At 56.3% G+C, this 26,664-nt stretch carries 17 protein-coding genes; 4 read left to right on the top strand and 13 right to left on the bottom strand.

Annotated features, from left to right (window positions below; genetic code table 11):
* Window positions 1-226 precede the first annotated feature (226 nt).
* Window positions 227-4,318: a hypothetical protein gene (locus BCS36_RS03740; protein ID WP_291301571.1), complete on the top strand. Its 4,092-nt coding sequence runs from the start codon at window positions 227-229 to the stop codon at window positions 4,316-4,318.
* Window positions 4,319-4,697: 379 nt separating this feature from the next.
* Window positions 4,698-5,849, top strand: a complete 1,152-nt coding sequence (locus BCS36_RS03735) for a 3-oxoacyl-[acyl-carrier-protein] synthase III C-terminal domain-containing protein (RefSeq protein WP_291301570.1) — start codon at window positions 4,698-4,700, stop codon at window positions 5,847-5,849.
* 295 nt (window positions 5,850-6,144) lie between these two features.
* Here the strand turns inward: BCS36_RS03735 and BCS36_RS03730 are convergent, their stop codons facing one another.
* The 4 genes from BCS36_RS03730 to BCS36_RS03715 form a co-directional block, all read right to left on the bottom strand.
* Window positions 6,145-7,353, bottom strand: a complete 1,209-nt coding sequence (locus BCS36_RS03730) for an anaerobic glycerol-3-phosphate dehydrogenase subunit C (RefSeq protein WP_291301569.1) — start codon at window positions 7,351-7,353, stop codon at window positions 6,145-6,147.
* Entirely contained in the window at window positions 7,350-8,633 is a 1,284-nt protein-coding gene (glpB, locus tag BCS36_RS03725) for an anaerobic glycerol-3-phosphate dehydrogenase subunit GlpB (protein WP_291301568.1), read from the bottom strand. Before glpB ends, BCS36_RS03730 begins: the two co-directional genes overlap by 4 nt.
* The gene (gene glpA / locus BCS36_RS03720; RefSeq protein WP_291301567.1) at window positions 8,617-10,224 is read right to left on the bottom strand and encodes an anaerobic glycerol-3-phosphate dehydrogenase subunit GlpA; all 1,608 of its coding nucleotides are present in this window, start codon (window positions 10,222-10,224) and stop codon (window positions 8,617-8,619) included. Before glpA ends, glpB begins: the two co-directional genes overlap by 17 nt.
* Before the next feature lie 279 nt (window positions 10,225-10,503).
* A complete protein-coding gene (locus tag BCS36_RS03715) occupies window positions 10,504-11,613 on the bottom strand; it encodes a LacI family DNA-binding transcriptional regulator (protein ID WP_291301566.1) in 1,110 nt (369 codons plus the stop codon).
* 601 nt (window positions 11,614-12,214) lie between these two features.
* Here BCS36_RS03715 and BCS36_RS03710 point away from each other — a divergent pair.
* Window positions 12,215-13,576, top strand: coding sequence for an MFS transporter (locus BCS36_RS03710; protein WP_291301565.1), 1,362 nt, complete (start codon window positions 12,215-12,217; stop codon window positions 13,574-13,576).
* Window positions 13,577-13,590: 14 nt separating this feature from the next.
* A complete protein-coding gene (locus BCS36_RS03705) occupies window positions 13,591-14,421 on the top strand; it encodes a phosphodiesterase (RefSeq protein WP_291301564.1) in 831 nt (276 codons plus the stop codon).
* A 189-nt stretch (window positions 14,422-14,610) separates the two neighbouring features.
* On the opposite strand, the gene BCS36_RS03700 is transcribed toward BCS36_RS03705, so the two are convergent.
* From BCS36_RS03700 to uhpC, 9 genes are all read right to left on the bottom strand, one after another.
* Window positions 14,611-15,096, bottom strand: a complete 486-nt coding sequence (locus BCS36_RS03700) for a YbjN domain-containing protein (RefSeq protein WP_291301563.1) — start codon at window positions 15,094-15,096, stop codon at window positions 14,611-14,613.
* A gap of 569 nt (window positions 15,097-15,665) precedes the next feature.
* Window positions 15,666-17,234, bottom strand: a complete 1,569-nt coding sequence (locus BCS36_RS03695) for an APC family permease (protein WP_291301562.1) — start codon at window positions 17,232-17,234, stop codon at window positions 15,666-15,668.
* Window positions 17,235-18,233: 999 nt separating this feature from the next.
* Window positions 18,234-19,241, bottom strand: coding sequence for a proline racemase family protein (locus BCS36_RS03690; RefSeq protein WP_291301561.1), 1,008 nt, complete (start codon window positions 19,239-19,241; stop codon window positions 18,234-18,236).
* Between the two features lie 71 nt (window positions 19,242-19,312).
* A complete protein-coding gene (locus BCS36_RS03685) occupies window positions 19,313-20,815 on the bottom strand; it encodes an aldehyde dehydrogenase (RefSeq protein ID WP_291301560.1) in 1,503 nt (500 codons plus the stop codon).
* A 304-nt stretch (window positions 20,816-21,119) separates the two neighbouring features.
* Window positions 21,120-22,508: an FAD-dependent oxidoreductase gene (locus tag BCS36_RS03680; protein ID WP_291301559.1), complete on the bottom strand. Its 1,389-nt coding sequence runs from the start codon at window positions 22,506-22,508 to the stop codon at window positions 21,120-21,122.
* Window positions 22,501-22,812 carry a (2Fe-2S)-binding protein gene (locus tag BCS36_RS03675; protein WP_291301558.1) on the bottom strand — a complete coding sequence of 104 codons (312 nt, stop codon included), beginning with the start codon at window positions 22,810-22,812 and terminating at the stop codon, window positions 22,501-22,503. Before BCS36_RS03675 ends, BCS36_RS03680 begins: the two co-directional genes overlap by 8 nt.
* 11 nt (window positions 22,813-22,823) lie before the next feature.
* Window positions 22,824-24,029 (bottom strand): FAD-binding oxidoreductase, encoded by a 1,206-nt coding sequence (locus tag BCS36_RS03670; RefSeq protein ID WP_291301557.1) that lies wholly within the window; start codon window positions 24,027-24,029, stop codon window positions 22,824-22,826.
* A 73-nt stretch (window positions 24,030-24,102) separates the two neighbouring features.
* Window positions 24,103-24,990 (bottom strand): dihydrodipicolinate synthase family protein, encoded by an 888-nt coding sequence (locus BCS36_RS03665; RefSeq protein WP_291301556.1) that lies wholly within the window; start codon window positions 24,988-24,990, stop codon window positions 24,103-24,105.
* A 181-nt stretch (window positions 24,991-25,171) separates the two neighbouring features.
* Window positions 25,172-26,482: an MFS transporter family glucose-6-phosphate receptor UhpC gene (gene uhpC / locus BCS36_RS03660; RefSeq protein WP_291301555.1), complete on the bottom strand. Its 1,311-nt coding sequence runs from the start codon at window positions 26,480-26,482 to the stop codon at window positions 25,172-25,174.
* Window positions 26,483-26,664 lie beyond the last annotated feature (182 nt).

The following is a 26,664-nucleotide window of genomic DNA, read 5'->3' as shown; positions in this document are numbered from 1 at the left end:
GGAATCTTAAAATATTCTCTTCACTTTGCTTAATCAGTTGGCTGCTTGTAATTCATGATCTGCTGACTGGGGGAGACTTGATGTCTCCTCGGATTCTCGGATTTTCTTCCGAGCCTCCCTATATAATCCCAATTACTATGACGGTTGCGCGCAATTTTCAGATCGTGGTCTGAAAGTCGTGCTTTGTGTCATTCGTCGCAAACGCCAAAATTACTTTGGGGGCGAGATGAATACGATTTCTCTTATGCGTCCTGCTGCTGGACAGCAGGTAACAGTTCCTTCTGCAAAAGAATCCACCTTTGTCGTGGATTTCTCTGCCGATCAGATTACTCTGGAAAAAGCTGATGATGCCCTTGTCTTCCACTTTGACGATGGCGGAAGCATCAGGATTGCTGATTTTTATACTGAATACACCAAGGACAATACCCCGGATTTTGAAGTGGACGGGCAGCTCGTCACAGGCGCGGATTTTTTCAACGCCTTTGGTCCTGACCTCGCGCCTGCCGAGGGGGCTCCCGCATCTGAACGCTCCGCCCGGTATAATGAGTTCAGCGGTAGCGAACTTGCCGATGGCGTGGATCATCTGGATGGGGTAGCTTATGAGGCGGGCTCTGGAAGCGCCTTCAGCGACCCTGGCACGCACAATTCTCTGTTCGCGGCAGCGGTGGGACAGGCTCCTGCCCCTGGCGGCGACGGCGGCGGCAACGGCGGTGAAAACCCGCAGCCTCCTGTTCAATACTCCCTCAAATACTCCAACGTGGCGCTTCTTGGCGCTGACGGGCAGGACAACCCCGAGGTTCACCTTGATCTGGCGCGCCTTGGCGATGACGACGTGGCGGGCAAAACCCTTGCCATCACCAATTTTGACGGCAGCATAAGCTATACCGGAACAGCCAACCCCGACGGAACCTGGACATTTGATCTTGATGGCTATCAGGCTGTGTATGATCCCGTGAAGGGTGAACTTGTATTTACGCTTACCGACGTTGCCAGTGGCGCTACAGGGTCTGAAAACTACACCCTGGTGTTCACTGACGCCAATGGCCAGCAGATCAGTCATGGCGTGCGGGTCGCTTCCACCACTGACCACAATGACATGACATCCATTGCCTGGAAGGCGCCGGAAAGTGCCGACATGCAGGTAACAGACCAGACCTGGGCTGGTGAGGTCGCCCATGGCGCGCATTTTACCAACGCCAGCACGGCTGATATTGCCGCAGCCATCAAGCTGCCGCATCCTCCGGCGGGCGAAGGCGCGTATGATGCGGGCAGTGGCCGCGAAATGCACTATCAGCTCACTGAAACGTCGCTCACCGCTGACGGCGGGCAGAGCAGATTTGAGATCGACCTGAAGTCGGGCACGAGCTCTTTGCGCATCAGCAATAATGACAACACTGCCGTACTGACGGGTGTGGAGCATCATGAGCCGCTGCCTGGATTTGGCGACACTGGCTATGGACTGGGCTACACGGGTGCAGATGCCACCGAGTATTCGGCGAACGTAACGGCAACAGTGGCCGCCCAAGGCACAACGGGCCAGAACGAAATTCGGGTGACTGGCGGCGATCTGATTATCCAGACCGTGAGTGACCAGCCCAGTTTTTCTGCGGACGGCGCAGCCTATGTCAGCGGCGCTTACGCCACAGGCGGAGGCCATGTTTCTTTGGAGGCGCAGGGCGTTTCTGTGGGCGCTGCTTCCGTTGCTGCCGGATCTGCCGACAAGAGCGCTGTGATCACTGGCGTGCGCGCCGATGGCGGCGTATTGACAAATAGCGGCGCCCTTGGATCGACCGGCGGGACTACCGGTTTTTTTGTAGGCAGGGAGTTTGACAGTTCCGATGTCAGCATCACTGCCACCACGGGCGATGTGCAGGTCAGCGCGGATATGACGGGAACGGCAGGCTTCAATACTGCGGTTGCCGGGGTTGCCGCCACGGATAATGGGCACGTAACCATAGCCGCTGCTGATGGCAATGTTGACATCACCGTGAATAACAGGACCGAGAGCGGTTCGCTGGACGACTCTTCCAGCTTTTTCGGCGTGTTTTCCGGTGTTGGGCTGGGGGGTAACGATCTGCCCGGCGAAGGAGATTTTGCCGACAGATATCAGCAATATCAGTATACCGCTGGCCTTTACCAGCAATATCTTGTGGATAAGTTTAACGAATCCTCGAATCCTTATTTCACCCAGGGCTTGGATTTTGACTCAAACCGTGGTCAGCAGACCATTGTGGATATTCAGGCTGAAAAAGATGTGAATATCAGTCTGAACCTTGGCGCACGGGACGGCGGATTTGAGGCCGCAGGCATTAATGCCCAGTTGGGCGACGTGAATATCGCCTCCAAAAATGGCGACATCAATGTGGATGTGGCCATGCAGGGCAAGCATTTGTCCACAGGCTCAGGTCAGGAATGGGTTTCCGCTCTGGAAATAAGCAACGGGACAGCCGACCTGAAGGCGGAGCTGGGAGATGTGAATCTTTCAGTAAACGCCAATGGTGAGAATATTGCTGTGGTGCACTACAACGGGGCAACAGCTTTTCCTGCTGGCGGTCCCTACGAATATGTTCCGGATGCCGCAGTGATGGCATCATCATCCATTACCGGGAAGAACATCAACCTGAGCGGTACGGTGGGGGCGGACGGCAGTTCAGCCATAAATCACATCATTGGCATCAATGCCACCCACACGCATAAAAAGGAAACCTTTGTCATCAGCGCGGATGAGCGGTTCACATTGAATGTTGCCGCTGTAGACAATGGCGGCGCAACTTCAGCCACAGGCATTTACGCCGGCTACGCTTTTTATCCGGACGATGACGGAGGGTTCTTTTTCAACAATGCCCCCAGTTATGTGCTGGCGCTTGGAGCCAAGGAGGCGGAAATTACCGCCAAAGTGGAAGCCGGAACCGGTCTTTCTGCTGACAGCCGCAGTGTGGGCATCGAAGCCAGCGGCCGTAAGTTCGCCATCATTTCTGATTCAGAAGATAATCTGTGGCGCGATGATGGGTACGGAAACAAGGCGCCGAACACAACAGCGCTTGGGTATACAATAGGATACGATTTTGATGCCGTTAATCAACTGACCGTTTCAGCCGAAGGCGCGTGGCACAATACGGGAATTCTGGCCGACAGCGTTGAATTCACTACATACGGCCACCTATATCAAGCGACTTCAACCGTGGATATTCGGGCGGACTCACTGACCGTCAAGGCCACAGGCAATCCCGAGGCAGGCAGCACGTCCAGCAGTACCGGCATTGCCGCAGTTGAGGGCAGCATGGTGCATATCGTCTCCAATGACGTCACTATTGAGGCTGCAGACGCTCACCACAGCGTTGGAATTCATGCGGATGGGGGCGGAAACGTGTCGATCTCCAATGCCATACTGGGCGGGACTTCGGATTCTGGCCTGAAGGTTATCATCTCCGCCAAGGTCGGTACTGACCTTGAAAGCATGACCAACGGCATAGCCATTGAAGCCATCAGCGGCGGTCATGTACAGATTGTCTCACGCGGCGACAGTGGCGATTACGTTGAAATCAACGGCGGCATCGTCACCGACGGCACCGGGCACGTCACCATACAGACTGGCGGCGGCGATGACATTGTGAAGCTCAACGGCGCGGTGGACATCGGCTCGTCAAACGGTCTTACCATTGACGGCGGCGAGGGCTATAATCTGCTGATCCTTTCAGCGCCCGACCACGAAACCTTCATGCAGTACTACAAGAGCTGGTTTGAAAGCGGCGCCATTGAAAACAATATTCACAACTTCAATGAAATCATCCTGCAAGGCGTGGATATGGGGTCGGATGCCTACCATCTGATCCAGAACAGTGTCGGCGATCTCGACATTCTCGTGCGCGTTATTGATGCGGGAACCAACGTGGATCTGGTGGCCAACGCCTATGAGCATGATTTCGGTTCCCACGATAATCATGCAGGGGACAATGACCTGCTCTTTGTTCGGTTCAACGGCGCGGAAAATCCCGATCAGGACGGGTTTGACCAGACCATGCACAATATCGGCGATGTGGGCGACGGTTATGAAAGCGTCCTGCTTGATTTTGTGGGGTCGGGTGATGAGTCCCTGTTTGCCCACAGCAGCAGCCTGGACCGTCTGTTCGATCTGAAGAACAGCAGCCATGAAAATACTGACATCTTCGTCCGAACCGAATCCAGTGACTCCCTGGTTGATTCGGGATGGGCAGCCAGCACTGAAACCAGGGTGTTGAATGGCGAAACCTACACGCAATACAACAATGAAAGCGGCGAAACAATGTATGTGCAGATGACCATCGAAAACTGCGCGTAGAGCCCTTGCACTCTGCAATTGCTCTGGAAACTGCGGGGCGGCCCCTCGTCGCAAAGTCGCAAGCGGATGTGCCCTCGTTGACGCCGCCATACAGGCATGCCGTAGAGTTTGAGAATACATGGTCTCACCGGTAATCCCATTGGGCGTCAGACCAGATAAAAAACGGCCCGGTACAGTTCCGGGCCGTTTTTTTTGAGGGCTCTATCGGGCCTGTCGCCCCTTGCCTTCTTTCACATTTAATGAAAGTACGCTATGTTATAAGAGCAGTTTTACGTTGAAACTGTACTGCGGCTGCGTGAACAGGCGCTCGCCGTAAAGGCGCAAACGCAGGGCATCTGCGCTGGAAAACGCCGAGGCGGGCGTGCCGAGAGCGTTGGGAATGCACATTCTCAAACGGTTCATCTGCTCGGAACTGGCGGCTGCAACACAACCTGAATGGAGCGGTATGGGCAATTATACGCTGGATAATGTGGAGCTTGCTGGCTGCTCCGTAGTGCTGGGCGAAAATATGCAGCGCCTTGAGGATGAGCCGCAGTACTGGGGCAATGACCGGTCACAGCTGGCTCGCCTTCAAAACCGGCTGGGGCTGGATACAAGGCGCGTTGCCGCACCCGGCACCACCGCCAGCGATCTGTGCCGCCAGGCCGCCACGTCGCTCATGCAGGAAATGCGTATTGACCGTCAGGATGTGACAGCCATCATTTCCGTTACCCAGACCCCGGACTATCTGATGCCGGGCAACGCCTACGTGCTTCATGCCGCCCTTGGGCTTTCAAAAGAAACCGTTGCAGTCGATGTCTGTCAGGGATGCGCTGGCTTTGTATACGGCCTGTGGCTGGCTGGCATGATGTCCCGCGCCTCGGGCAACGGCGGCGTGCTGCTTTGCGCGGGCGACACGCTTTCCCGTGCAGCAAACAAGAAAGATTATACCACCGCGCCCATTTTTGGGGATGCGGGAAGCGCCGCCTGGGTCCGGTACTGCCCGGATGCGGAAAACACGTATTTTGTCCTGCGGGCAGACGGGCGTGAGCTGGACAAGCTCTACATTCCGGCGGGCGGCGCGCGTATGCCCGCGTCCGCAGCGACCGGGGCCGAGCAGACGTATGATGACGGAAGCGTCCGTTCCCTTGATGACCTGCATATGGACGGCGTCGGGATTTTTTCCTTCACCATGGCCGAACAGCCCCAGCTGTTGCGTGACCTTATGCGGTTTTCCGGTTGCGATGCCGCGAGCATCGACTACTTTGTCATGCATCAGGCAAACAGGTATATTGTTGAAACGGTAGCGAAAAAATCCGCTATTCCCGCACAAAAAGCGCCCATGGCCACGTTCTCGCGCTACGGCAATCTGAATTCCGCGTCGATTCCCGGCGTACTCTGCGGCGAACTGGCCTCCGTGGCCCGCGAGCGAGACCTGAACGTCGTATTGCAGGGCTTTGGCGTGGGGCTTTCGTGGGGGGCGTGCCAGATGCGTCTGCGCCAGGCCTGTTGCCTTGAGCCGCAAATATACAGCCCTCAGGACAAAGCCTAAGGCAAAGCAGCTTTTTGAAATACTTTGTGGGGGATGGACCCTTTTGCAAAAGGGTCCATCCCCCACGCCCCCACCCCTAAAACTCTTGTTTTAGAGCATGTTGCCTTTGAAAAGCTTGTATGCTCTTTGCCTGCCGTATACGAATATTTCGAGTGTTAAAAGCTCTGAAAGGCCAAAAAGGCGTCTGTGTCAGCGTATTGCTGGCACAGACGCCTTTTTGCGTCCTTGATCTACGTTTTCGCCGTGAAGCGCGGGCCTTCCCCGGTCCTGGGGGGCAGTCAGGGGCTGGCCTGCGTTATGGCTCGAGTATACTGCGCAGAATGCTGACGGGGTGCAGGCAGGCAGTGCCGCTGCCATGCACAATCTGCACCCGGCAAGTGCCGCATTCTGAAGCGGAAATGTCCGCTCCGCTTTCACGTATGGTGGAAAACAGGGTTGATCCGACCTGCTGGGCTATTTCATATTTTTCAGTCTTGAAGCCGTAACTGCCGGAAATGCCGCAACACCCCGCATGGGCGTCAGTTACGCTGACGCCGGGCAGCCTCCGCAGCAATTCAAGGCTGGGCAAACCGTTGCCCTGGGCCCGCAGATGGCAGGGCGCATGGTACATGATCCTCATGTCGGGCTCATGTTCCCGCCTGGGCGCGGGCGTAAGGTCCAGTTCGCCGGAATCGGCGCAGGCCAGCAGGAAGTCCTGCGCGTCGTCCAGGCGGCAGGCTCCATATTTTTCGCCCAGATCAGGAAAGTATTCCGGCAGGTCAACGCGGAACATCAGTGCGCAACTGGGGCAGCCGGTGACCACAGGCAATTCCTGGTCGCGCCACTGCGCCAGCGCGCGAAGGTTATACTCCGCATTGCTTCTGGCATGCTGCCAGAACCCATTGGCCACCATAGGCAGGCCGCAGCAAACGAGGTCCTGCGGCACAATAACCCTGTAACCGGCGCGGTTCATGGCCCATATCATGTCCAGCCCTGTCTGCGGGTCGTAAACGTCAACGTAGCAACCTGGGTAGAAAACCACGCTGCGCCCGGTATCCGGCTGGCGCACCTCTTTGGCGAGGCTGCGAAAACTGCGGCGCGCAAATGCGGGCAAAGGGGCGCTCCTGTGGATGCCGAGCCTGTGCAGCACCTGGCGCGTGACCGGGTTGAGCATGCCAAAGTTTTTCAGGGCAGCCGGAATGCGGTGCAGCCATTTGGCCATAAGCTCGCCATGTCCCAGTATCCAGTCCCGCAGGCCGGGAGGCGTCTTGCGGCACTGGTCGGCACGAGCCATCATGTTCAGGCTGGATACAGGCACCCCGTGCGGGCAGGTAATATCGCAGTTTTTGCAGTTTGAGCAGTAGTGCAGCGAGGGGTCTTCGTTCAGGCCCAGCAGGCGAAAGCGTTCATAGGCCGGGCCGATCATGCGCGGGCCAAGAAATTTGGGCGTCGCATCGGCAACAGGGCAATGCACCACGCAGGTGGTGCAGGCTATGCAGTTGTCAGGGTTGATACGGCCGCTCATCTTCCTTCCTCCGCAGCGGCGGCAGCCATGCTGCCTGCCTGCCATCCCGTGGCCACGGCAACGCCGTGCCCGCTTTTTTCTGCCGCATAGTCATATCCGCCAAGGCTGCGCCCCGCAAAAAAGACGTTGGACCAGCAGGCGGACGTCTGGGAATCCACCGGGCGCATGGCGCTGTCGACAAGCACGCCCATTTGGGCAAAAAAATGCCTGCCAAACAGTTCGGGTGAAGACCACTGTTCCACATTGGCAGGCGCTGCCACATCCAGCCCCATGACGCTTTCACGTACCATGCCGGGTTGCAGCGTGAGCCCGCCGCCAAGAATGCCCCCGGTGGCAAGCACAAAGGTTCTGGCTTCGTGCCTGCGCTCCTGCCCCGAAGCTTCAGCTATAAGGGCCGTGCATTTGCTGCCGTCTGTCTCGGCGCGCAGCGCCCTGGCGTTTTCAACCATCTCGAAATCGTAACAGCGCAACGCGCGCAGCAAGGCGTCACGCAGGCGCAAGCCGCCCACGCCAGGGGGGATGGACAGCATCTCCACCACCGGGCATCCCGCAGCCTTTTCAATGGCCTGCCAGGTTTCCGGCTGCGCTTTGCTGCCGCAAACAGGGGGCAGCAGCACAAGGTCGCAGGAGTCCGCACGGGCTGCGAGGGCGTCGGTGAGCCATTGGCGGCTCTGGGGCTTGTCCATGAGGCGGGCAAGATCAAGCGCGCTTGCGCTGCGGTGGGCTTGCCCAAGCGGGGAGGGCATTGTCAGCTCGGAAAATTCCCTGTCGGCCCATGACCTGTAGCGGCGCAACTGGCTTATGACCAGGGCCGGGCGGCAGTCGCGCAGGCCCTCAACGCTGGCCACAAGCACGCGGCGCGCGGATTTCAGGGCAGAAACATTCACTCTTTCCGGCAGAAGATATGTGGGCTTGAGCGTGCCCATAATGGTTGGCATATGCACATTGCAAGGCTGACCATCGGCGTTGGTGGCCGCCCGCATGGGCCAGCGCTGATCGGCCATGTGCTGCTGGAAAAAGTGCAAAGCCTCGCGCACGTTTTCCTCGTCCATAAGCCTGTAGGGATGGTTGGCAGGCAGCATGGCCATGCCCGTCCAGGGATCGGCAACATATCTGCCGTCAACATAGCCGAGCAGATCGATCGTGCCGCCGCTGATGGCAAGAGAACCCATGCCGGTCGTGAGCATGCGCACCTTTTTCCCCCGGCTGGCGGCGGTAAGGGCAGCCACAAATCCGGCCATGCCGGAGCCCACTACAAGAACGTCAGCAATCCTGTTCATGTTCGGCTCCGTCAAGGTTGAGGGTAGCGGCGTAGATGGCCCGGCTCAGTTCCATTTCACGGGCCTGCATGCCCCAGAGGGCAAAGCGCAGCCCACCCCAGCGTTCCTGCAAAAAGCGCCGGACATTGTCCGTGGGCTTGCGTTCCAGATGCACGCCATGTTCGGTCAGCGCGCCTACCGTTCGCAGGGAGCAAAAGGCCCCCTGACAGGTCCCCATGCCCAGGCGCGTACGCAGGCGGATGTCCGTGAGGGAAAAAATGGAAGGCTGGCGCGCCACGTATTCGATTTCAGCCATGCTTACCATTTCGCATTCGCAAAGCAGGGGATTGTCTGGCTGTTTTTCTGCCAGCTCCAGCACGCCCGGCAGGTCGTCCCCAAGGCGGTCGGCCATAAGGCGCAAGCCCTGCATGGGAAAAAAGCGGGCCGCGCGTTTGAGAGTGCTTTCATCCACATCGTGTACCAATGGCCCATCGGCGGTTTTGCACGGCGCGCTGTGACCGAGCTTGGCGCAAACCCTGTCGGTGACGCGTTCGGCCATGAGGCGGTAGGTGGTGAGCTTGCCGCCAAAGATGCTGATGAAGCCCTCAAGCCCTTCATCAGCATGATCGACAATATGAAAATTGCGGCTGGCCTTGCGCCCCGATGCTCCGCCCGGCGTATACAGGGGGCGTGTTCCGGCGAAGGCGCGCAAAATGCGGTACTGGCGCACCTGCGGAAAAAGCGGTTCGCCAATGTCGAGCAGGCGCAGCACTTCCTTGGTGGTGGGCGTCGTATCATCGGGTCTGTCTGTGGGGGCGGATGTGGTGCCCAGAATGGTAATGGAACCGTGGGGCACAAAAATATCGCCATCGCCGCTTGGATGCAGCCGGTTGATTACCCTGGAGGTAAAGCGGTGGTTGAAGACAATCAGGGTGCCCCTGTCGGGCGAAAGGGAAACGTCAAGCCCCGCCATGCCCGCAATGTGCCCGGCCCATGAACCGGCGGCGTTGACCACGACCTGACAGGCTATTTCAACTCGTTCTCCGGTGTGGCGGTTAACCGCCGTAACGCCTTGCACCCGGCCATTGCTCAGTTGTATGCCCGTGGCTTCATGGTAGGTGAGTACCTGCCCGCCATGCCTTTGTGCAGACATGGCGTTATGCAGAACCAGACGAAAACCGTCAACGCACGAGTCCGGCACTCGAAAAACGCGGCGCACTTGGGGCGAGAGGTTCGGTTCAAGACGCAAAGCCTCGGCAACCTCGACCTCCTGCGCGCTGATGCCTGCCGTGCGGCAGCCTTCAAGGAATTTCTCAACATAGGCCGGGTCGTCCTGAGGGGTGAGCGCGAAAAAGCCTTCAGTTTCCTCAACGCACTGTCTGCCGATGCGGCGCACGATCATGTTTTCTTCAATACATTCACGGGCGGACTCGTTGTCATTGACGACATACCGCGCGCCGCTGTGCAGCAGACCGTGGAAGCGCGAGCTGGTGCCGTGGGCTATGCCCCCCTGTTCCAGAAGGATGGCGGGAATGCCGCGCATGCTCAGATCGCGCAGCGCGCCGATGCCTGTGGCTCCGCACCCGATAACTACGACGGTGGTTTCCAGCATGTTATATCCTGCTATGTTTCCATATTGCGTAAACGACCCTGCGCTGTAGCTGCGCGCTCTGCAGAGCCGCAGCAACCAGAGCGGATTGTCTTTGCCAATATGTATGTCCGATGTTTGAAGACGCCCGTTCTGGCGCGCGACAGCGCAAATACCCGGCTGTTACGCCATCACCCGAGCGACGGCCTGCGGACTGCCACGGCAATTTCAAGTCGAACAAGCTGGCCGCCTGTGCCGAACCGTATTCGGGGATAATGGCGTCAGCTGGCCTACGTTTTTTCGCTATATGGGGCGCGTCCGGGGCAACCCTGTGGACGAGCGCACAATGAGTTTGTGGCTGATCTCAACCCTGGTGATGTTGCGGCTTGAGATCTGCCCGCCGATTCTTGCATGCAGCAGATCCAGGGCGTTGTGCCCTTTATCCTGAATATAGTGTTCCACTGTGGTCAGGGCCACTTTGCTGAACTGCGACGGCAAAAGGTTGTCGAAACCGCAAACGCTGTAATCTCCTGGTATGCTGAAGCCCGCTTCGAGCACTGCGTCCATGACGCCATAGGCGACCATGTCGTTTACGGCTATAAAAGCGGTGATCTTCTTGTCCTCGAAGCAGCCGCGGGCAAGCTCATGGCCAACGCTGTGCTCAATGAGCAGGTTATCCAGTTCAACCTTTGGCGAGATGGTGCGGCTTTTGACCAGCAGGGTCCCTTCGGGGCAAAGCTGGCTGATGGTGGCCTGAAGGCCCTTGAGGCGCTGCATGCGGATAGGGTTGCAGGAGTCCAGCGTTGTGGAAATGTAGGCCATATGCTTATGGCCCAGTTCGCACATGTGCCGGGCAATGAGGCTGCCTGTATCATAGTTGTTCAGCTCAACCGTGTCCACGCTGAGGTCCACGCGCCTGTCGCCCATGACCACTATGGGCATCTTGCTCCCCACGCGGGAAAGAACTTCATCCGGGTGAGCCAGCATGGCGAAGATGATGCCCGCCATACCGGTGGATTGCGCCAGTTGGACTGCGGCAAGTTCACTTTCAAGACTGCGGTAGGTAGTGGATATGCAGGTGGCGTAATTTTTTTCAGCGGCGGCCTGCTGTACGGCCTGGATGATGGTGGCGTAGTAGGGATTGGTGACGTTGGGCACGACAATCAGTATGACAGGCCCGCCCTCAATGACCGCTTTGGCCCGGCGCTCGCGGCCATAGTTCAGCTTGGCGGCGGCGGCCATAACCCCTTTCACGGTTTCTTCCGCAAAGGATACGCCTTCACGCCCATTGAGTATCATTGAAACCGTCGCGGAGGATACGCCCGCCATACGGGCTACGTCCTTCAGCGTGGTTTTTTTGGCGATTCTCGGGTTTTCACCATCAGGAGTCATCTTCTCTTCCTTTGTTCCCACGGCGTGTTGTATTTTTGAAAGATATTATCAAATTTTATCAGCGTGTTGACACATTTTTTCACAGCGCTGCAAGCAGCGGAGCAGGCATGCTCGCGCCCCCGATATTCTGCCTGGCAGCGTGGAGCGCAGTGGCCCCGTCAGCGGTTCGGGCAGACGGTGTGGACAAAATGCTGCGGCAGGCACTGCGTGCAGGGGTTGCGACTCTGCCCGGTCGCAGTCGACCGCATGCTGTGGCCAGAGCAATGCCAGGGTACAGTCGCTGGTTACAGGACATTGCCGCCGCAGAGATGCCGCCACAGGGCCGGGCAGGAGCGAATCGGGAATGGCCGCAACTTTCTATTGCTGTAACTTCCCATGTTGACCTTGGCGAGTCAATAAAATAAATTAAAAACTTTAATAATGTTTCAATTGACATAAAAATCTGCAGCGTGGTATTGCGAGTGCAAAGCGCTTTTTTGTCTGAGTAGTTTAAGTTTTGAGCTAATATTTAATTTTTTTAGCTCAAAAATTTAATTGTTTTTTCTGAGAGTTATAAAAATTATTAAAACTTTTAATTACCGTGCGGTAGGGAAAGCCCCCTGCCCGCAGCAGTGGAGGGAGCATGCCCAACGCAGGAATGGATAAACATACCACCAGCAAAAAAGAAATGCGCAAGGTGGTTATTGCCAGTTTGCTTGGCGCCACCATTGAGTGGTACGACTTTTTCCTTTATGGGGTCGTTGCCGGCATCGTTTTCAACAAGCTCTATTTCCCCACCGCAGATCCGTTCATCGGAACCATTCTGGCGTACAGCACCTTTGCCATCGGCTATCTGGCGCGCCCGCTGGGCGGCTTCATCTTCGGCCACTATGGCGACAAGCTGGGCCGCAAGCGTATGCTTATCCTGACCATGCTTATCATGGGCATCGCCACCGTGGGCATAGGGCTTGTGCCTACCTATGCATCCATCGGCATAGCCGCTCCCATCCTGCTGCAAACACTGCGCTTGTGCCAGGGGCTTGGCCTTGGCGGCGAGTGGGGCGGGGCGGTTCTTATGACGTATGAATATGCCAATGAACGCGAAAAGGCTTTTTATGCCAGTATCCCGCAAATGGGCCTGGCTACGGGGCTTTGCCTTGCTTCCGGCGTGGTGGCCCTGCTTTCCTGGTTGCTGACCAACGAGCAGTTCATGCAGTGGGGCTGGCGGCTCGCCTTTATCCTCAGCATCGTGCTTATCGCCATTGCCCTCTATGTGCGTACCCACATCCTTGAAACTCCGGAATTCCGCAAGGCTCAGGACGAAGGGCACACTGAAAAAAAGGTCATGCCCATCGTTACGGTGTGCAAAAACTATCCTGGCAATATCGCCCTTGGCGTGGGAGCGCGCTGGATTGACGGCGTGTTCTTCAACGTGCTTGCCGTGTTTTCCATCAGCTATCTTGTGCAGTATATAAACGTCACGCGCACAGAGGCCCTGACGGCGGTCATGATCGCGGCGCTGCTGATGTGCCCCTTCATTCTTATCGCGGGACGCCTTGCCGACCGTTTCGGGCGGGGCCGCATTTACGGCCTGGCCAGCCTGGCCTGCGGCCTGACCATATTCCCGGCGTTCTGGCTCATGCAGGGCAGCGGCGGCAATATGTTCATCATCGGTCTGGCCATAGCCATTCCTCTCAGTATCTGCTATGCGGGTGTTTTCGGGCCGGAAGCCGCGCTCTTTTCTGATCTTTTTCCGGCAGAGGTGCGCTATACGGGCATTTCAATAGTGTATCAGTTCCCGGGCTTTCTTGTGGCTGGCATCGTGCCTGGCGTGTGCACGGCGCTTATGCAGTGGAATGACGGCAATCCGTTCTATATCTGCATCTTTGTGCTCATCGCGGCCGCAACCAGCGCATTTTCCGCCTTCACCATCCAACGCAGGCACAACAGGGCCGAGCGCCAGGCGCAGGCTTTCAACGGCGTCCAGGCCGGGGCAAAGCTGTAATATCAGGGGTGATCATGCGTATATTGCAATTATCTGACACGCATCTGCGCGGCGATAACAAGCTGTCATTCAGAGTCGTCGACACTCGCCGATGCCTGGACGCCACCGTGGCGCACCTGAAAAGCATGGCGCAAAAGCCTGACGTTATTGTCCTCAGCGGCGACCTGGCCGACAGCGGCGATCTGAACGCCTACCATATCCTGGTGGAGTCGTTCACGCCTCTGAACATTCCCATCTATGCGCTGCCCGGCAATCACGACAGGCGCGACAGGATGCAGACCGTATTGAAGGACTGGTGCCCCTCAGACCCCAACGTTGCTCCGCACATATGCTACACGGTTGAAATGGACGATCTGCGCCTGATCGTGCTGGACAGCATGCATCCCGGTTCCCACTCCGGTCATTTTTTTCCGACGGTGGAGACCTGGCTCACTGGCGAACTGCGCAAAAGGCCGCAGGTGCAGACCCTGCTTTTTATGCACCATCCGCCGTTCAGCACGGGGCTGGGCGTTATGGACGAACCGTTTGAAAATCAGCAAGAGTTTGCCGCTCTGGTCGCAGACAACCCGCAGTTGCGGCTGTGCTTTGGGCACATGCACCGGCCCATAATCACGCAGTGGCAGGGGCGGCTGTGCGTGACCGCGCCTTCGGCGGCCATGCAGATAGACCTGGATCTTTCGCCCCAAGGCGGAGACACGTTTGTTATGGAAGCGCCGGGATACCTTTTGCACCATTGGGAAAACCAGACCCTGAACACGCACGTCTGTCAGATTCCGACGAATGTGACCTTTGACGGGCCGTATCCTTTTGCGGGTTCCGTCAACCCGGTAGAGCCTTCTGCGTAGGGCCTGAACAGGGAGTGACGCGGACTTGAGAGCATGGCTGCGTATGTCGGCTGGCGCTGCCCGGTCGGACTGAGCGCGGCATGAAAGCAGCGCTCAAGACAGAAGCTTGCGCACTCCGCTCTTTAGACAGCCATAAAAAAACCGGCCACCTGGCCGGTTTTTTTTATGGCTGATTGCGTGAAGGTCGGCCTAGTTCGGCTGCGTCCCTTGAGAAAGCTGCTGAGAAAAATGCTTGAGCGACGTTTGCCACAGGTCAAACACTTCTTCCAGATTTTTTTTGGTCATGCCATAGCGCATGAAGACATCCATTTCCAGAATAAGGTCTCCGTCTTTGTCAATATAAGCCTTGGAATACATTTTTTGCGCATTCCAGGTATTGATCTTTTCTGACGAAAAATCCTTGATTTTCCACACGCCAAGAAACTGCAAAGCGCTGCAGCGTTTGCCGTCAGTGCAGCCGGAGAACCATATGGCGTACTTGGTGCCGTCCATACGGCCTTTGAGGACGGGCGTTCCCTTGCCTGTTGTGCTCAAATCTGCACTGCCAAAGCCTTTGGCGATCTCAAGTACCGCCTCCTGATCGGAGGTGGTGATAATATCATTGCTGGCCATGGCGCTGCTGGCAATAATGCATGTCAGACATACCCCCAGCGCAATGGTTAATAACTTGTTCATATGATCTCCTGAGCATTGTTTTTCAACATACGTTTAGTGTTGTGGTTCAAGTAGATACGAAAATGTATCGAAGGCGAAAGACAGTTCGGGTCCTGCCTGTGGAGCAGAGCAGCTTTGAAAATATCGCCATCAAAGCTTATGATTCGCCGCTTCACGGTATGGCAGCGATGATAAAACGCGCCAAATTTTTTATGGCGTGCGCCTGCTCCGCAGGCACGAGGCAAGTTCACGACGAAATTGCTAGGACATACTATATCATAACTTTATTTTTTGAAAAGTATCATGTTTGAATGGTTTTTTTAATGTAAAAAGTGTAATATAATATGTCATTAGGGTAAATTAAAGGTATGAGTGTCATACAAAAAGATATAAAACGTGCTGTATCTGTCAGGTTTGCGAATTTGTTTTAATGTTGCGTATGCAACATGCCTTCAATTAAGTTTTTTGTGTGCGGTATAATGCCGACTGTATGCCTTATGTTGTTTTGAATTATGCATCCTGTCGCACAAACAAAGACATGCGCCGGAGCGTTAAGCTCCGGCGCATGTGTTAAGGGTGGACGCAAAATATTAATCAGCGTCGGGAGCTTCGGTAATATTGGCCGTTGGCAGGCATGTTTTCATGGCCCAATAATAACAAACCAAAGCCACGAGACCCATGGCGACCACATCCCAGGGCGCGGTCAGAATCCCCTTGCCCCCGAAGGATCCAAGATAGGAAATGATCAAGGTCATTATATAGTAGCCCACAAGCCAGAGGGATGACTTGATTTGCTGCTGCAGGCTTACGTGCTGGGTGGGTACTTTTTGACTGGCAAGAATGTAGGCGACAAACAGCACTATTTCGATGGGGAACAGCCAGCAGATGACGCTCCATCCTGACCAGTACACGATAAGGGACGCAATGATGAAGGTCAGCGGCGATATGATTTCCAGTCCGCGTACACGGAAGGGACGGGGCAGATCAGGGGCGTTTATGCGCAGCGCGCCGCAGGCAATGGGGGCAAGCGCATAGCTGAGGCACAGAGCGCCGGAAACCACGTTGATAAGTTCCTTCCAGGAGGGGAAGGGCATGGTCCAGAATATGGAAAGAGCCAGCGTGAGCCAAAGCGCGGGACGGGGGATGCCCGATTTTTTGTCCACAGCGGAAAAGCGGTCAAAGAACGTGCCGCTCCGCGACCAGGCGTATATCACCCGTGGAGTGGCGACCATATATATATTGCCGGTGCCAGCGGGGGAGATGACCGCATCGGCCACCACAAGAATGCCCAGCCAGCCAAGACCCAGCAGTAAGGCGATGTCATGGTAGGGAAGCGAAAACTTTGCGGCTATGCTGCCCCAGCCTTCAGAAAGCATGTCCGGGGGAATGCTGCCCAGAAAAACCAGTTGCAGGACAATGTATATGATGGTGGAAAGCACGATGGACAGCAGCAGGGCAATGGGAATGGTGCGCTGGGGATTTTTTACCTCGCTGGCCACTGAAACCACTGGTGTCAGGCCAAGGTAGGCAAAGATGACGCCCCCGGCGGTCACCGCCATTTGCACGCCGTGGCTTCCAAAGGGTGCAAAACCATGCGACGTCAGGTTTTCCGGCTTGAAATAGTACATCAGAACAACCATCACCAGCGCGGGGACCACAAACTTGAAGAGACTGATGATGTTGTTGGCGATGGCAAAAGATTTGACGCCGTTATAGTTGATTACAAAGAAAAAGACCGTCAGCAAAAGTTGGGCTATCCAGCCCGCCAGGGTAGGTGAACCGGAGGCGTCCGCCGTGAGCCAGGGCAGCCAGGCTGCGGCATATTGGCGTGCAGCCACCACTTCTATGGCGATGAGGCTTGAAAAGGCAATGACGGTCAATGATGCAAGCAGATACCCGACAAGCTCCCCGTGAGAAAAAACAGGAAAGCGAATGATGCCGCCAGCCTTGGGCAAGGCCGCGCCAAGTTCACAGTACACAAGGCCAAGAAAGAATACTGTGATACCACCTATGATCCAAGAAAAGATCCCGGCAGGTCCCGCATATTGCGCGACATAACTTGCTCCAAACAACCACCCGGATCCAAAGATAGCCCCCAGTGCCACAAACGTGAGGTCTGTGGTATTCAATTCTTTTTTGAATTTCCCTTGTTCAGCCATAAAATCTTCCTCCCGCTGTCTATGGGTATCCGGTGTTATTTAAGCCAGTCGTGAACCTTTTCCCCACTCAAAAGCCACATTGAAATTAAAGCATCTGTGCTCGGGCGTTACCTGACGGCATCATTTTGCAAAAATGTTGCCATAACGAAACTGCCTGCAATAATTAAATTATAAAAATGCGCTCATAAGCATCAGATTATTGCAACGCAGCAAAATGCTACAAATGTACTTATTTGAAACAATGCTGTGTGGTGATACTATTTTGTATATGTTTTTGCGTAAGCACTCTTTGACATGACGCGCCACGCCCCGCGATGAGAGAAAAAATGGAGCAATCCACTTTGCAATTGCCCTGGCCGCCGCGCAAACATACGCTCGCCGTGTGGGCGTAGGCGCAGTTTGTCTGATCCAGAGCAGATTACCTTTGACCTGCTTCACACTTCAAAGTTTTCATACAGCCGATGAATCCACGCCACGTTGTGGCGCTCTGCACTTTCGTGCAGCGTTAGAGCAGGCGGCGCATCTTTTTCATTGTGTGCTGGCGGCGGACTGAATATTTGCGCATGTCGTCCTTCACGCATTGTCCTGCAGATCAAAATCTAGGGACGCGGCGCAGGACGAAAATGTTTGTACTGCACAGGCTTTGCGCCGGGGGAGTGGGAATGGCGCAAATTCTGGCGCAAAGCCTGTGTCAAAAACAAAGAGGTGCTCTGTCATGTCTGAAGGTGTTTGCGGATGGGCGCAGGCACAACGCTTTTCATTTTTCCTGCGGGGTTCATCCCTCAAAGCAGTGCAGGTTTTTCAAGGCGGCTCGCGGTCAGCGCAATCTCACGCTACATCTCTCCGGTCGCTCGCATAAACAGGCGGTGCCCTGAAGTGATCGCGCGGTTTGTTTCGCTGCTCGTCTACGCTGTTCGTCTACGCTGTTCGTCTGCGCTGTTCGTCAGCGTGACGGGCGTGGAGCAAACATTGGGTACGCCCGTCCAAAGGCCTTCTGCCCTAATCCAGCCTGAATCCCTTGGCAAGCGCGTCCGAAGGGTCAATAACAAACTTGTGGAAACCAGTAAGATAGGCGGTTCCACTGACCTCCGGCACGCCGCCCTTGCAGGGGCCCACTGTGGCTGGCTCCACAATTCTCGCCGTGAACTGGGTGCCGATGACGCTCTCATGCACGAATTCCTGGTTCAGGCCCAGTTCGCCCTTGGCAAAGAGTGAAGCCACGCGTGCGGAAGTGCCAGTGCCGCAAGGCGAGCGGTCGAGGGAGTCTGGCAAGAAAACCACTGTGTTACGGTACGTGGCCTTGGGATCGTCAGGTGTGGTGTAGAACATCACGTGGGTGATGACATTGATAAAGGGCTGTTCCGGATGTTTGAAGTCCACGGCCTTGCGCACGGCCCCACCAAATGCCTGGGCGGCTTTTTCAATGATGGATCGGTAGCCGGAGCGCAGGTTCAGGCCAGGAAAATATTTGGCGTCAGTAATGGCATATGTATTGCCGCCATAGGCCACGTCGTAGGGCACCTCGCCTATGCCGGGCACGTCGACCGTGCCGGAACAGAACAGAAAGGAGGGAACATTGCGAAAGGTTACGCGAGTTACCTTGCCGTCCTTCATTTCCGCTCTGGTTCGCACCAGACCGGCGGGGGTGTCGATATTGACGTTGCACACTTCGCCTTCAGGAATGATCGTTCCGCTTTCAAGCATGGCGGTGACGCAGCCTATGGTGCTGTGTCCGCACATCGGCATAAGTCCGCCAGCATCAATGAACAGTATGCCCATATGAGCTTCAGGATTGCAGGGGGGAACCCATATGGTGCCTGACATGTTGCTGTGCCCGCGCGGTTCGAGCATGAGAGAGCTTATGAGCCAGTCGAGGTGTTCTATGGCGTAGGCCATTTTCTCCTGCATGGTTGTTCCCTGAACGGCAGGGCAACCAGCCACCACATTGCGTGTGGGATTGCCAGCCGTATGGGTGTCAATAGTCTGGATCATGTGAGACAGTTTCATGGCGGCTCCTCTTGAGTTATGGCTTGGCCTGGCCAGTTCCGCATCCGGCGGACTGGCCAGGCCTGTCGTGGCTACCTGTCAAGATTTATGAATATTGTTTTCTGCTCGGTGTACTGGTCGTGAGACTCGCGCCCCTTGTCCTTGCCGCCGAAACCGGAAAGCTTGTATCCGCCAAAGGGCGTTGTATTGTCGCCTTCGCTGAAACAGTTGACGGACACGGTGCCCGCCTTGAGTTCACTGGCAAAGGCGTGCGCCTTGGTCAGCGATTCGGTGAAGATGGAGCCGTGCAGGCCGTAGCAGGTGTCGTTGGCCATGGCCAGCGCGTCTTCATCAGAAGTGGCTGTAAGGATGGCCGTAACAGGGCCGAATATCTCTTCGCGCACCACTGTGGCATCGCGCTTCACATTGTCAAAAATCGTGGGCTCGATGAAAAGGCCGCTGCCGATGGCGGCAGCTTTGCCACCCGTGACAATGCGCCCGCCTTCGGCTTTGCCCTTTTCAATATAGCCCATGACAGTCTTGAACTGCTGCTCGCTGACCATTGACCCCAGCGCATTGGCGGGATCAAGGGGGTTGCCCATCCGCCATTCACTGAGGCTAGCCACAAAAGCGTCCAAAAAGGCGTCTTTTTTACTCGCGGGCACGATAATGCGCGAATTGGCGGTGCAGTTTTCGCCCATATTCCAGAATGCGGCGGAGCAGGCATGGCTTGCGGCGAACTCGAAGTCCGTAAAGTCTTCAAGCAGCACAAAGGGGCTTTTGCCGCCGAGCTCCAGCACCACACGCTTGAGATTGCTTTCGGCGGAGTACTGCAGAAAGAGGCGGCCCACATCGGTGGAGCCGGTGAACGAGAGAACGTCGATATCCATGTGGCGGCCCAGGGCTTCGCCCACAAGGCCGCCGGGGCCGGGCAACACTTGAAGCACGCCTTCGGGAACCCCGGCCTCTGCCGCCAGTTCGGCCAGTCGCAGCGTTGAAAGGCAGGTGACGCTGGCGGGTTTTATGATGACGCTGTTGCCTTCGGAAAGAGCGGGGCCAAGCTTCCACCCGACCATCTGCAGGGGAAAGTTCCAGGGCAACACGCAGGCAACAACGCCTGCCGGTTCCCGTATGATAAGTCCGCGCTTGAGGTTGCCGGAAGGCGAGGTGCTGCCGTACTGCTTGTCGCTGAATTCGGCATGCCACTCCAGGCATTCGATGGTTTCAGGCAGGTCGGTGCACAGGTTTTCGCGGATGGGCTTGCCGCTGTCGATGCTTTCAAGCACAGCAAGCTCGACCATGTGTTTTTCCATCAGGCCGCAAAGTTTGAGAAATATTTTTTTACGTTCAGTGGGGTGCATCTTGGACCACACCCCGGAATCAAAGGTTTTGCGGGCCACAGCCACGGCCTTGTCCACGTCTTCTTTGCCGCAGCTTGCAACCTGAGCCAGTTCTTTGCCTGTGGCGGGGTTGATGGTGGCAAAGGTTTTGCCCGAAACGGCAGGAACAAATTTGCCGCCAATGAAGGCCAGGGTGGGATATTTCAGGTTGGCCGCCAGATTTTCGTACTCCTGGCAGGTAAGGAATTGAGACATTGGGTTTCTCCTCTTGTAAAAGCCTTTGCGGTTAGAGCAATTTCATTTCGAAATCACTGAGGCGGCTGCGTGAGCAGGCGCTGGCCGTGAAGGCGCACGCGCAGTTTGTCTGCGCTGTTAAGCGCTGTAGCGGGCGTGTCGAAAACGTTGCTGCTGCATGTTCTCGACAGCAATCCGCTCTAGAGCAGTTTACGAATGCAATGAGGTAACTGCTCTGCAAGGATTTTCCTGAAAATCCTTGCCACGAAATGCGAACAGGCAGGCTTTTGGCTGCCGTAAGCAAGCATTTCAAATGTTCAATGCTCTAGCTGAGGTCAGGGGGCATTGGCATGTCCGCCAACTCGCCCAGGTTCAGGGGAAAGAGCGGCGGTTGGGCCGTGTACTGCGGCAACTGATCCAGCGGCAGCCCCTGAGTATGGGCGATCATTTCGGCCACTGCCTGTCCGCACATGCGGCCCTGGCAGGTGCCCATGCCGGGACGGGCCTGGGCCTTGAGACCATCTGGCGAAAAGCACCCTTGTTTGATGGTCTGCTGAAGGTCCTGTGCTGTGAGTTCTTCGCAGCGGCAGACCACGGCATCATCAGCTGGCTGCAACAGAGATGGCGTAGGGGCGAAGTATTCATCAAGAAAGGGCTGCAAGGCCCGGCAACGCCTGACAATGCGCATATGGGAATCTGCAAGCCGGTTGCGTTCGTTCATGTTCAGGCGACCCAGTTCGTGGCAGACGTCCAGGCCGACCAGACGGCCTTCAGCCTGTGCGGCTGCCGCGCCACGCACACGGGCCACGTCGCCCGCCGTGCGAATGCCTGGCACGCTGGTCTGGCCCCATTCATCGGCACTTGCATGCCAGTAGCGCTGGCGTTCATCCCAGGTATGGCGGCATCGGGCCAGTCGGGTAATGCGGCTTTCGGAAATGACGCCCTCATGCAGCAGCACTGTTGCGGCCTGAAGGCTTTTTTTGCTGCCGCTCATGCTGGTGAACTTTATGTTCAGACGCTCTGTTTCAACCTGTTCTACACTGAGGTCGCGTGCGGCAAAGGTACATTTTTGCGAGAAAACGGTTTGTGCGGCCATGCCGATGCCGTGCAAAAAATACCCGGGACGGGCCAGGGCGCCGGTAATATGTTTCATGGCCCGCAGCAGGTTGCTGATCCTGCCCGTGAACAGCACGCCAGCCACCGGAACCTTGAAGTGGCGCATATGCACCGCAGCCTGAAGAATGAGCGGGCCGTTGCCGCACAGCACCACAGGGCCCTGGGGCAACAGCGCGGCTGACTTGAGCAGAATATCCGAAGCCCCGGAGCCCATAACTCCGGGCAGGGTCCAGCCTGGCAGTGGAACAGGGCGCTCCATAGCTCCTGTGGCGAGCACAACCTGCCGGGCAGTCATGCAGCGGCTTTGGCCCTGTACGCTGAAATATACCCTGTCCGGGGCTATGTCCCACACGTTTGCGCTTGGCAGAAACGTCGCGCCGCAGTTCTTGAATTCTTCCACCAGCGGCCGACCGGCAGAATAGTCTGAACCAAGACGGTTAACGAGGGCAGAGGAGCCGACACTTCTGAATATCTGACCGCCGGGTTCGCTTTGCCGGTCAAGCACCAGCGTGTGCAGCCCCTGGCGTGCTGTTTCGATGGCTGCGCACATGCCTGCGGGGCCAGCGCCGACAATAATTACGTCCCATGCGCTACGCATGATTGCAGCCCTCCTTGCCGAAGTCGGGAACCCCATTCTGGCGGTTCACCCGCATGCCCTCAGCCACAGGAACGAGGCAGGCCTGCTGGTTGGGGACGCCGTTAATGGTCATGAGGCATTCAAAGCAAACGCCCATCTGGCAATATGGACCACGCTTGTGGCCGCCATGTGTGGTGCGTGTCCAGCCGTGCGACGGACCAAGTACAGCGGCGGCTACGGATATGCCTTCTTCAACCTCAAGGGGTTGGCCTTCAAAATAAATGGTCACCTGCCTGCCCGCAGAAGGGGTGGTTTTGGCAAACACGATTGTCCTCCTCAGGCGGTGGTTGTTGTGGCAGAAAGTGCCGCAGCGCCAGAGCCGAATCTGTCGAGGCCCATGTAGCTGATGTCCATGAAAGGAGCCTGCCCGCGCACCATTTCTGAAATGAGTTTGCCCGTAATGAGTGAAAGGCCTATGCCGTTTCCCTCATGTCCGGTGGCCACAAAAAGCCCCTGAAGAGGTGTGGGCGAAATGATGGGCTTGGCGTCCGGGGTACAGGGGCGCAAGCCCGCATAACAGCGGATGACTCTCGTATCTGCCAGGGCAGGGTAGAAATGGCGGGCGCGTTGGGCGATAATGCGCATGACCCTGGGATCGGGGCGGATGTTCATGCCAACGTAGCGGCGGCTGCTGCCAAGCAGGATTGTTCCCGCGTGGGAGGGCTCAAGCACAAAGGCAACGCCAAAGTGCTCCATTTCTGGCGTGGCATTGCTGCGCGTCTTGCCGCCCTTTGCCAGAAGGTAGCCATATTCCGCATAGTTTTTGCCCACCAGATTGCGTACGCGCTCGGTCACGACAACATGCCCCTGCCGTGGTCTGACGGGAACGGCAAGGCCCACCATGTCGGCAAGCAGGGGCGTCCAGACGCCTGCGGCAAGAATGACGTTCTCTGTCTGGATGAGTCCCTTGTCCGTTTCAACAGTGGTGATCCGCCCCCCGTCGGTGCGCAGGCCAGTGACGCTGGTTCTGGTCATGAGGGTGGCGCCGTTGGCCTCCGCATGCAGGGCCAGCCCCTGACAAAGACGCATGGGATTAAGCTTGCAGTCGCCGTTGAAATTCAGGCAGGCCAGAATACTGTCGCCAATATTCGGCTCATGGTGGCGCAGATCGTCCCTGTCCCACAGGGTGACGTCAATGCCCTCATTTTTCTTGCCTTCATAGTTGGCGCGCACAGTGTCGAGATCCCGTTCGTCATCAACCAGCAGTCCGAGCCCTTCGGGCGAAAACTCGAAATCCACGGGCAGAAACTTTGCTGCATCATGAAACATGTCCTGCCCGTATTTGCAGAACTGGCTGTATGCGCCGGGCGGCGTGTCATAGGTGACCACATGCCCATCGCAACGGCGGCTGGATCCCCAGGCAAACTCGCCACGCTCAACAAGGGTCACATCAACCCCGTCCATGGCAAGATAGCAGGCCACAGCGGTACCTACCGCCCCCCCGCCGATGACAACGGCTCCGGCGGTGCGTTTGCTGCTCATGGTTGTTCCCTTTGCTTCAGTTTCTCTGATATGTGCATGAGGGGCTGACCGAAGCCGCCCCTCATGAAAAAGGCTAGCAAAAGTCGGCCTGTTTGAGAATTTTTTCAAGTTCAACGCGCACTTCTTCAGAAATGGGCTGCCGGGGCATGCGCAGAGTGCCTGTCCCGAATCCCTTGAGCGCAAGCGCGTGTTTGACCACCTGCCAGAGCTCGCCAGTGTCTTCAAGCAGACGCAGCAAGGGCAGCATCTGCCGGTATACCTGCCGGGCCTCGTCAAGTTTGTTTTCTTTGACAATAAGGTTGTACAGCTTGACGCACATGGCGGGGGCAATGTTGGCAAGCACGCAAACCCAGGCCTTGGCGCCCATGACAAAACTTTCATAGGCCAGGCTTTCGCATCCGCAGAAAACCACCAATTTGTCGCCCACCTCGTCCACAGAACGGGTCAGTCGCATGATGTCGCCGCTGGATTCTTTAAGAAAGCCCATGTTGGGCAATTGGGCGCACTTTACCAGAGTTTCAGGCGACACGGCCACGCCGCAGCTGCCGGGATTGTTGTAAACCATTACCGGCAGGGGACTTTTGCCGGAAATGTATTTGTAGAATTCATAAATTTCATGCTGGCTGGGATGCACGGCGGGAGGAGGAAGAATCATGACGCCCGCAGCGCCTATGGACCCCGCATGTTTTGACAGTTCAACCGAAACATCGACGTTGGGCGAAATGGCTCCCACAATCACCGGAACCTTGCCGTTTACTTCCTTCATGGTGAATTCGGCAACCTGCTTGCGTTCGTCGGTGGAAAGCGCCGGCCATTCGCCAGTGGCTCCCACGGGCATGATGCCGTGTACGCCGGATTTGAGCAGCCACTGGATATGTTTGGATATAGCGCCGTAGTCGATGCTGCCGTCCTGATTAAAGTGCGTCACCGTTACTGCGAAAATACCGTGAATGTTGTTCATGTATCCTCCATTGGATGTTTGTGCATCGGCTCTAGCAAAAAAGCTACCAACAGTAGATAAAATATAAGTACGTAGAAAATATGGCTGTTTTGGGTTGCTTTTTTGTCTGCGTGCGGCACGCTACAGATTTTGATGCGTCACAATACTACAGGTGTAGCCTTGTGCTACACCTTGTCAGAATCTATTTCTTTCCACCAATGATGGGCACAATAAGTATGGCCGAAAGCAGCGATGCTGCGGTCATGACGATGAAGAATCCGTTCCAGCTTGTGGTTTCAATGACCATTGCCAGCGGCAGACCGGTGCAGGCGGCTCCCAGATATCCGAAAAGTCCTACAAAGCCTGTGGCCGTGCCCGCGTATTCCTTGTGGCAGACTTCGGCGGCGGCCATGCCGGTGAGCATCTGAGGGCCAAAGATGAAAAAGCCGATCAGAAAAAATACGGAGCCAAGGGCAATTTTGGAACTCAGGGGCAGAAGCCAGAGCGCGCCCACAGAGCACATGATGCCCAGCATGAAAATGATGTTCATCGGGATGCGGTTGCCCTTGAACAGCTTGTCCGATCCCCATCCGGCGACGATGGTTCCGATGAAGCCGCCGATCTCAAGCATGGTGATGGCGCTGTTGGCCACAAGCAGATCAACGCCATGTTCCTTCACAAGGTACATGTTGGCCCAATCGTTGACGCCGATGCGCACGACGTACACAAGCACATAGGAGATGGCCAGAAGCCAGATGTATTTGTTGGTGAAGACGTAAAGGCGCAACACCTGCCATGTGGTGAGCGAGCTTTCGCTTTTCTTGACCTGTTCAAGCTCCAGCTGGTCCTTGCGCCATTCGCCCACCTTGGGCAATCCCATAGATTCCGGCCTGTCACGCATGACGATGCAAAGAATGACGCCCGCCACAATGCCTATGATGCCCGGGATGATCATGCCGTAGCGCCAGCCGTAGTGTATGGCCAGCCATCCCGCGAGCAACGGAATGATGGCTCCGCCCACGTTGTGCGAGGTGTTGCACACGGCCCACCAGAAGCCGCGTTCGTTGCGCGAGTACCATGTGGTGAGAATCTTGGTGCAGGGCGGCCAGCCCCAGCCCTGAAAGAAGGCGTTGAGTCCCCACAGAATGGCCAGCGCCAGCAGGGACGAACTCATGCCGAAGGCAATGTTGATGATGCCTGTGATGATGAGCCCAACGCCCATGAAATATCGGGGATTGGACTTGTCGCTTATGATGCCGCCCAGAAAGCGTGACGAGCCGTAAACAATATAGAAAATGGTGCTCAGGATGCCAACGTCCGAGAGCTGCCAGTCAAGATCCTTGAGCATGGCTGGCATGATGGACTTGTAACTGTTGCGGGTAAAGTAAAAAATGGCGTAACCAAGCCATATGGACGCCATCATGTGTATGCGCCAATAGGCATAGTCTTTGTCTATTTCTTCTGAACTCTTGGTAACCGGGCGCGCAGGTGAGGCCTTAAAGAAGTCTAACATGGCGTATCCTTGTGCAAGATGGGCGGGTACGCTATCGAATGGCTAGAGCAACGTCACATAAAGATTGCTCTGGCGATTGCGTAAGCTGACGCCCGCCGTGAAGCGGTGAACGCCGCTTGCCTGCGCTGTCAAGCGCGGGGCTGGCGTGTGCAAAGCTTTGCGGATGTATGTTCTCAAAGGGA

The sequence above is a fragment of the Desulfovibrio sp. MES5 genome (assembly GCF_002237645.1).
GTDB lineage: Bacteria > Desulfobacterota > Desulfovibrionia > Desulfovibrionales > Desulfovibrionaceae > Desulfovibrio.
Note: the sequence above shows the minus strand (reverse complement) of the source record. Positions and strands in the feature narration are given on the sequence as shown.

Coding starts and splice junctions, on each gene's coding strand:
- BCS36_RS03740 (WP_291301571.1), top strand. CDS start 227: ATGAATACGATTTCTCTTATGCGTCCTGCTGCTGGACAGCAGGTAACA.
- BCS36_RS03735 (WP_291301570.1), top strand. CDS start 4,698: ATGCACATTCTCAAACGGTTCATCTGCTCGGAACTGGCGGCTGCAACA.
- BCS36_RS03730 (WP_291301569.1), bottom strand. CDS start 7,353: ATGAGCGGCCGTATCAACCCTGACAACTGCATAGCCTGCACCACCTGC.
- glpB (WP_291301568.1), bottom strand. CDS start 8,633: ATGAACAGGATTGCTGACGTTCTTGTAGTGGGCTCCGGCATGGCCGGA.
- glpA (WP_291301567.1), bottom strand. CDS start 10,224: ATGCTGGAAACCACCGTCGTAGTTATCGGGTGCGGAGCCACAGGCATC.
- BCS36_RS03710 (WP_291301565.1), top strand. CDS start 12,215: ATGCCCAACGCAGGAATGGATAAACATACCACCAGCAAAAAAGAAATG.
- BCS36_RS03705 (WP_291301564.1), top strand. CDS start 13,591: ATGCGTATATTGCAATTATCTGACACGCATCTGCGCGGCGATAACAAG.
- BCS36_RS03700 (WP_291301563.1), bottom strand. CDS start 15,096: ATGAACAAGTTATTAACCATTGCGCTGGGGGTATGTCTGACATGCATT.
- BCS36_RS03695 (WP_291301562.1), bottom strand. CDS start 17,234: ATGGCTGAACAAGGGAAATTCAAAAAAGAATTGAATACCACAGACCTC.
- BCS36_RS03690 (WP_291301561.1), bottom strand. CDS start 19,241: ATGAAACTGTCTCACATGATCCAGACTATTGACACCCATACGGCTGGC.
- BCS36_RS03685 (WP_291301560.1), bottom strand. CDS start 20,815: ATGTCTCAATTCCTTACCTGCCAGGAGTACGAAAATCTGGCGGCCAAC.
- BCS36_RS03680 (WP_291301559.1), bottom strand. CDS start 22,508: ATGCGTAGCGCATGGGACGTAATTATTGTCGGCGCTGGCCCCGCAGGC.
- BCS36_RS03670 (WP_291301557.1), bottom strand. CDS start 24,029: ATGAGCAGCAAACGCACCGCCGGAGCCGTTGTCATCGGCGGGGGGGCG.
- BCS36_RS03665 (WP_291301556.1), bottom strand. CDS start 24,990: ATGAACAACATTCACGGTATTTTCGCAGTAACGGTGACGCACTTTAAT.
- uhpC (WP_291301555.1), bottom strand. CDS start 26,482: ATGTTAGACTTCTTTAAGGCCTCACCTGCGCGCCCGGTTACCAAGAGT.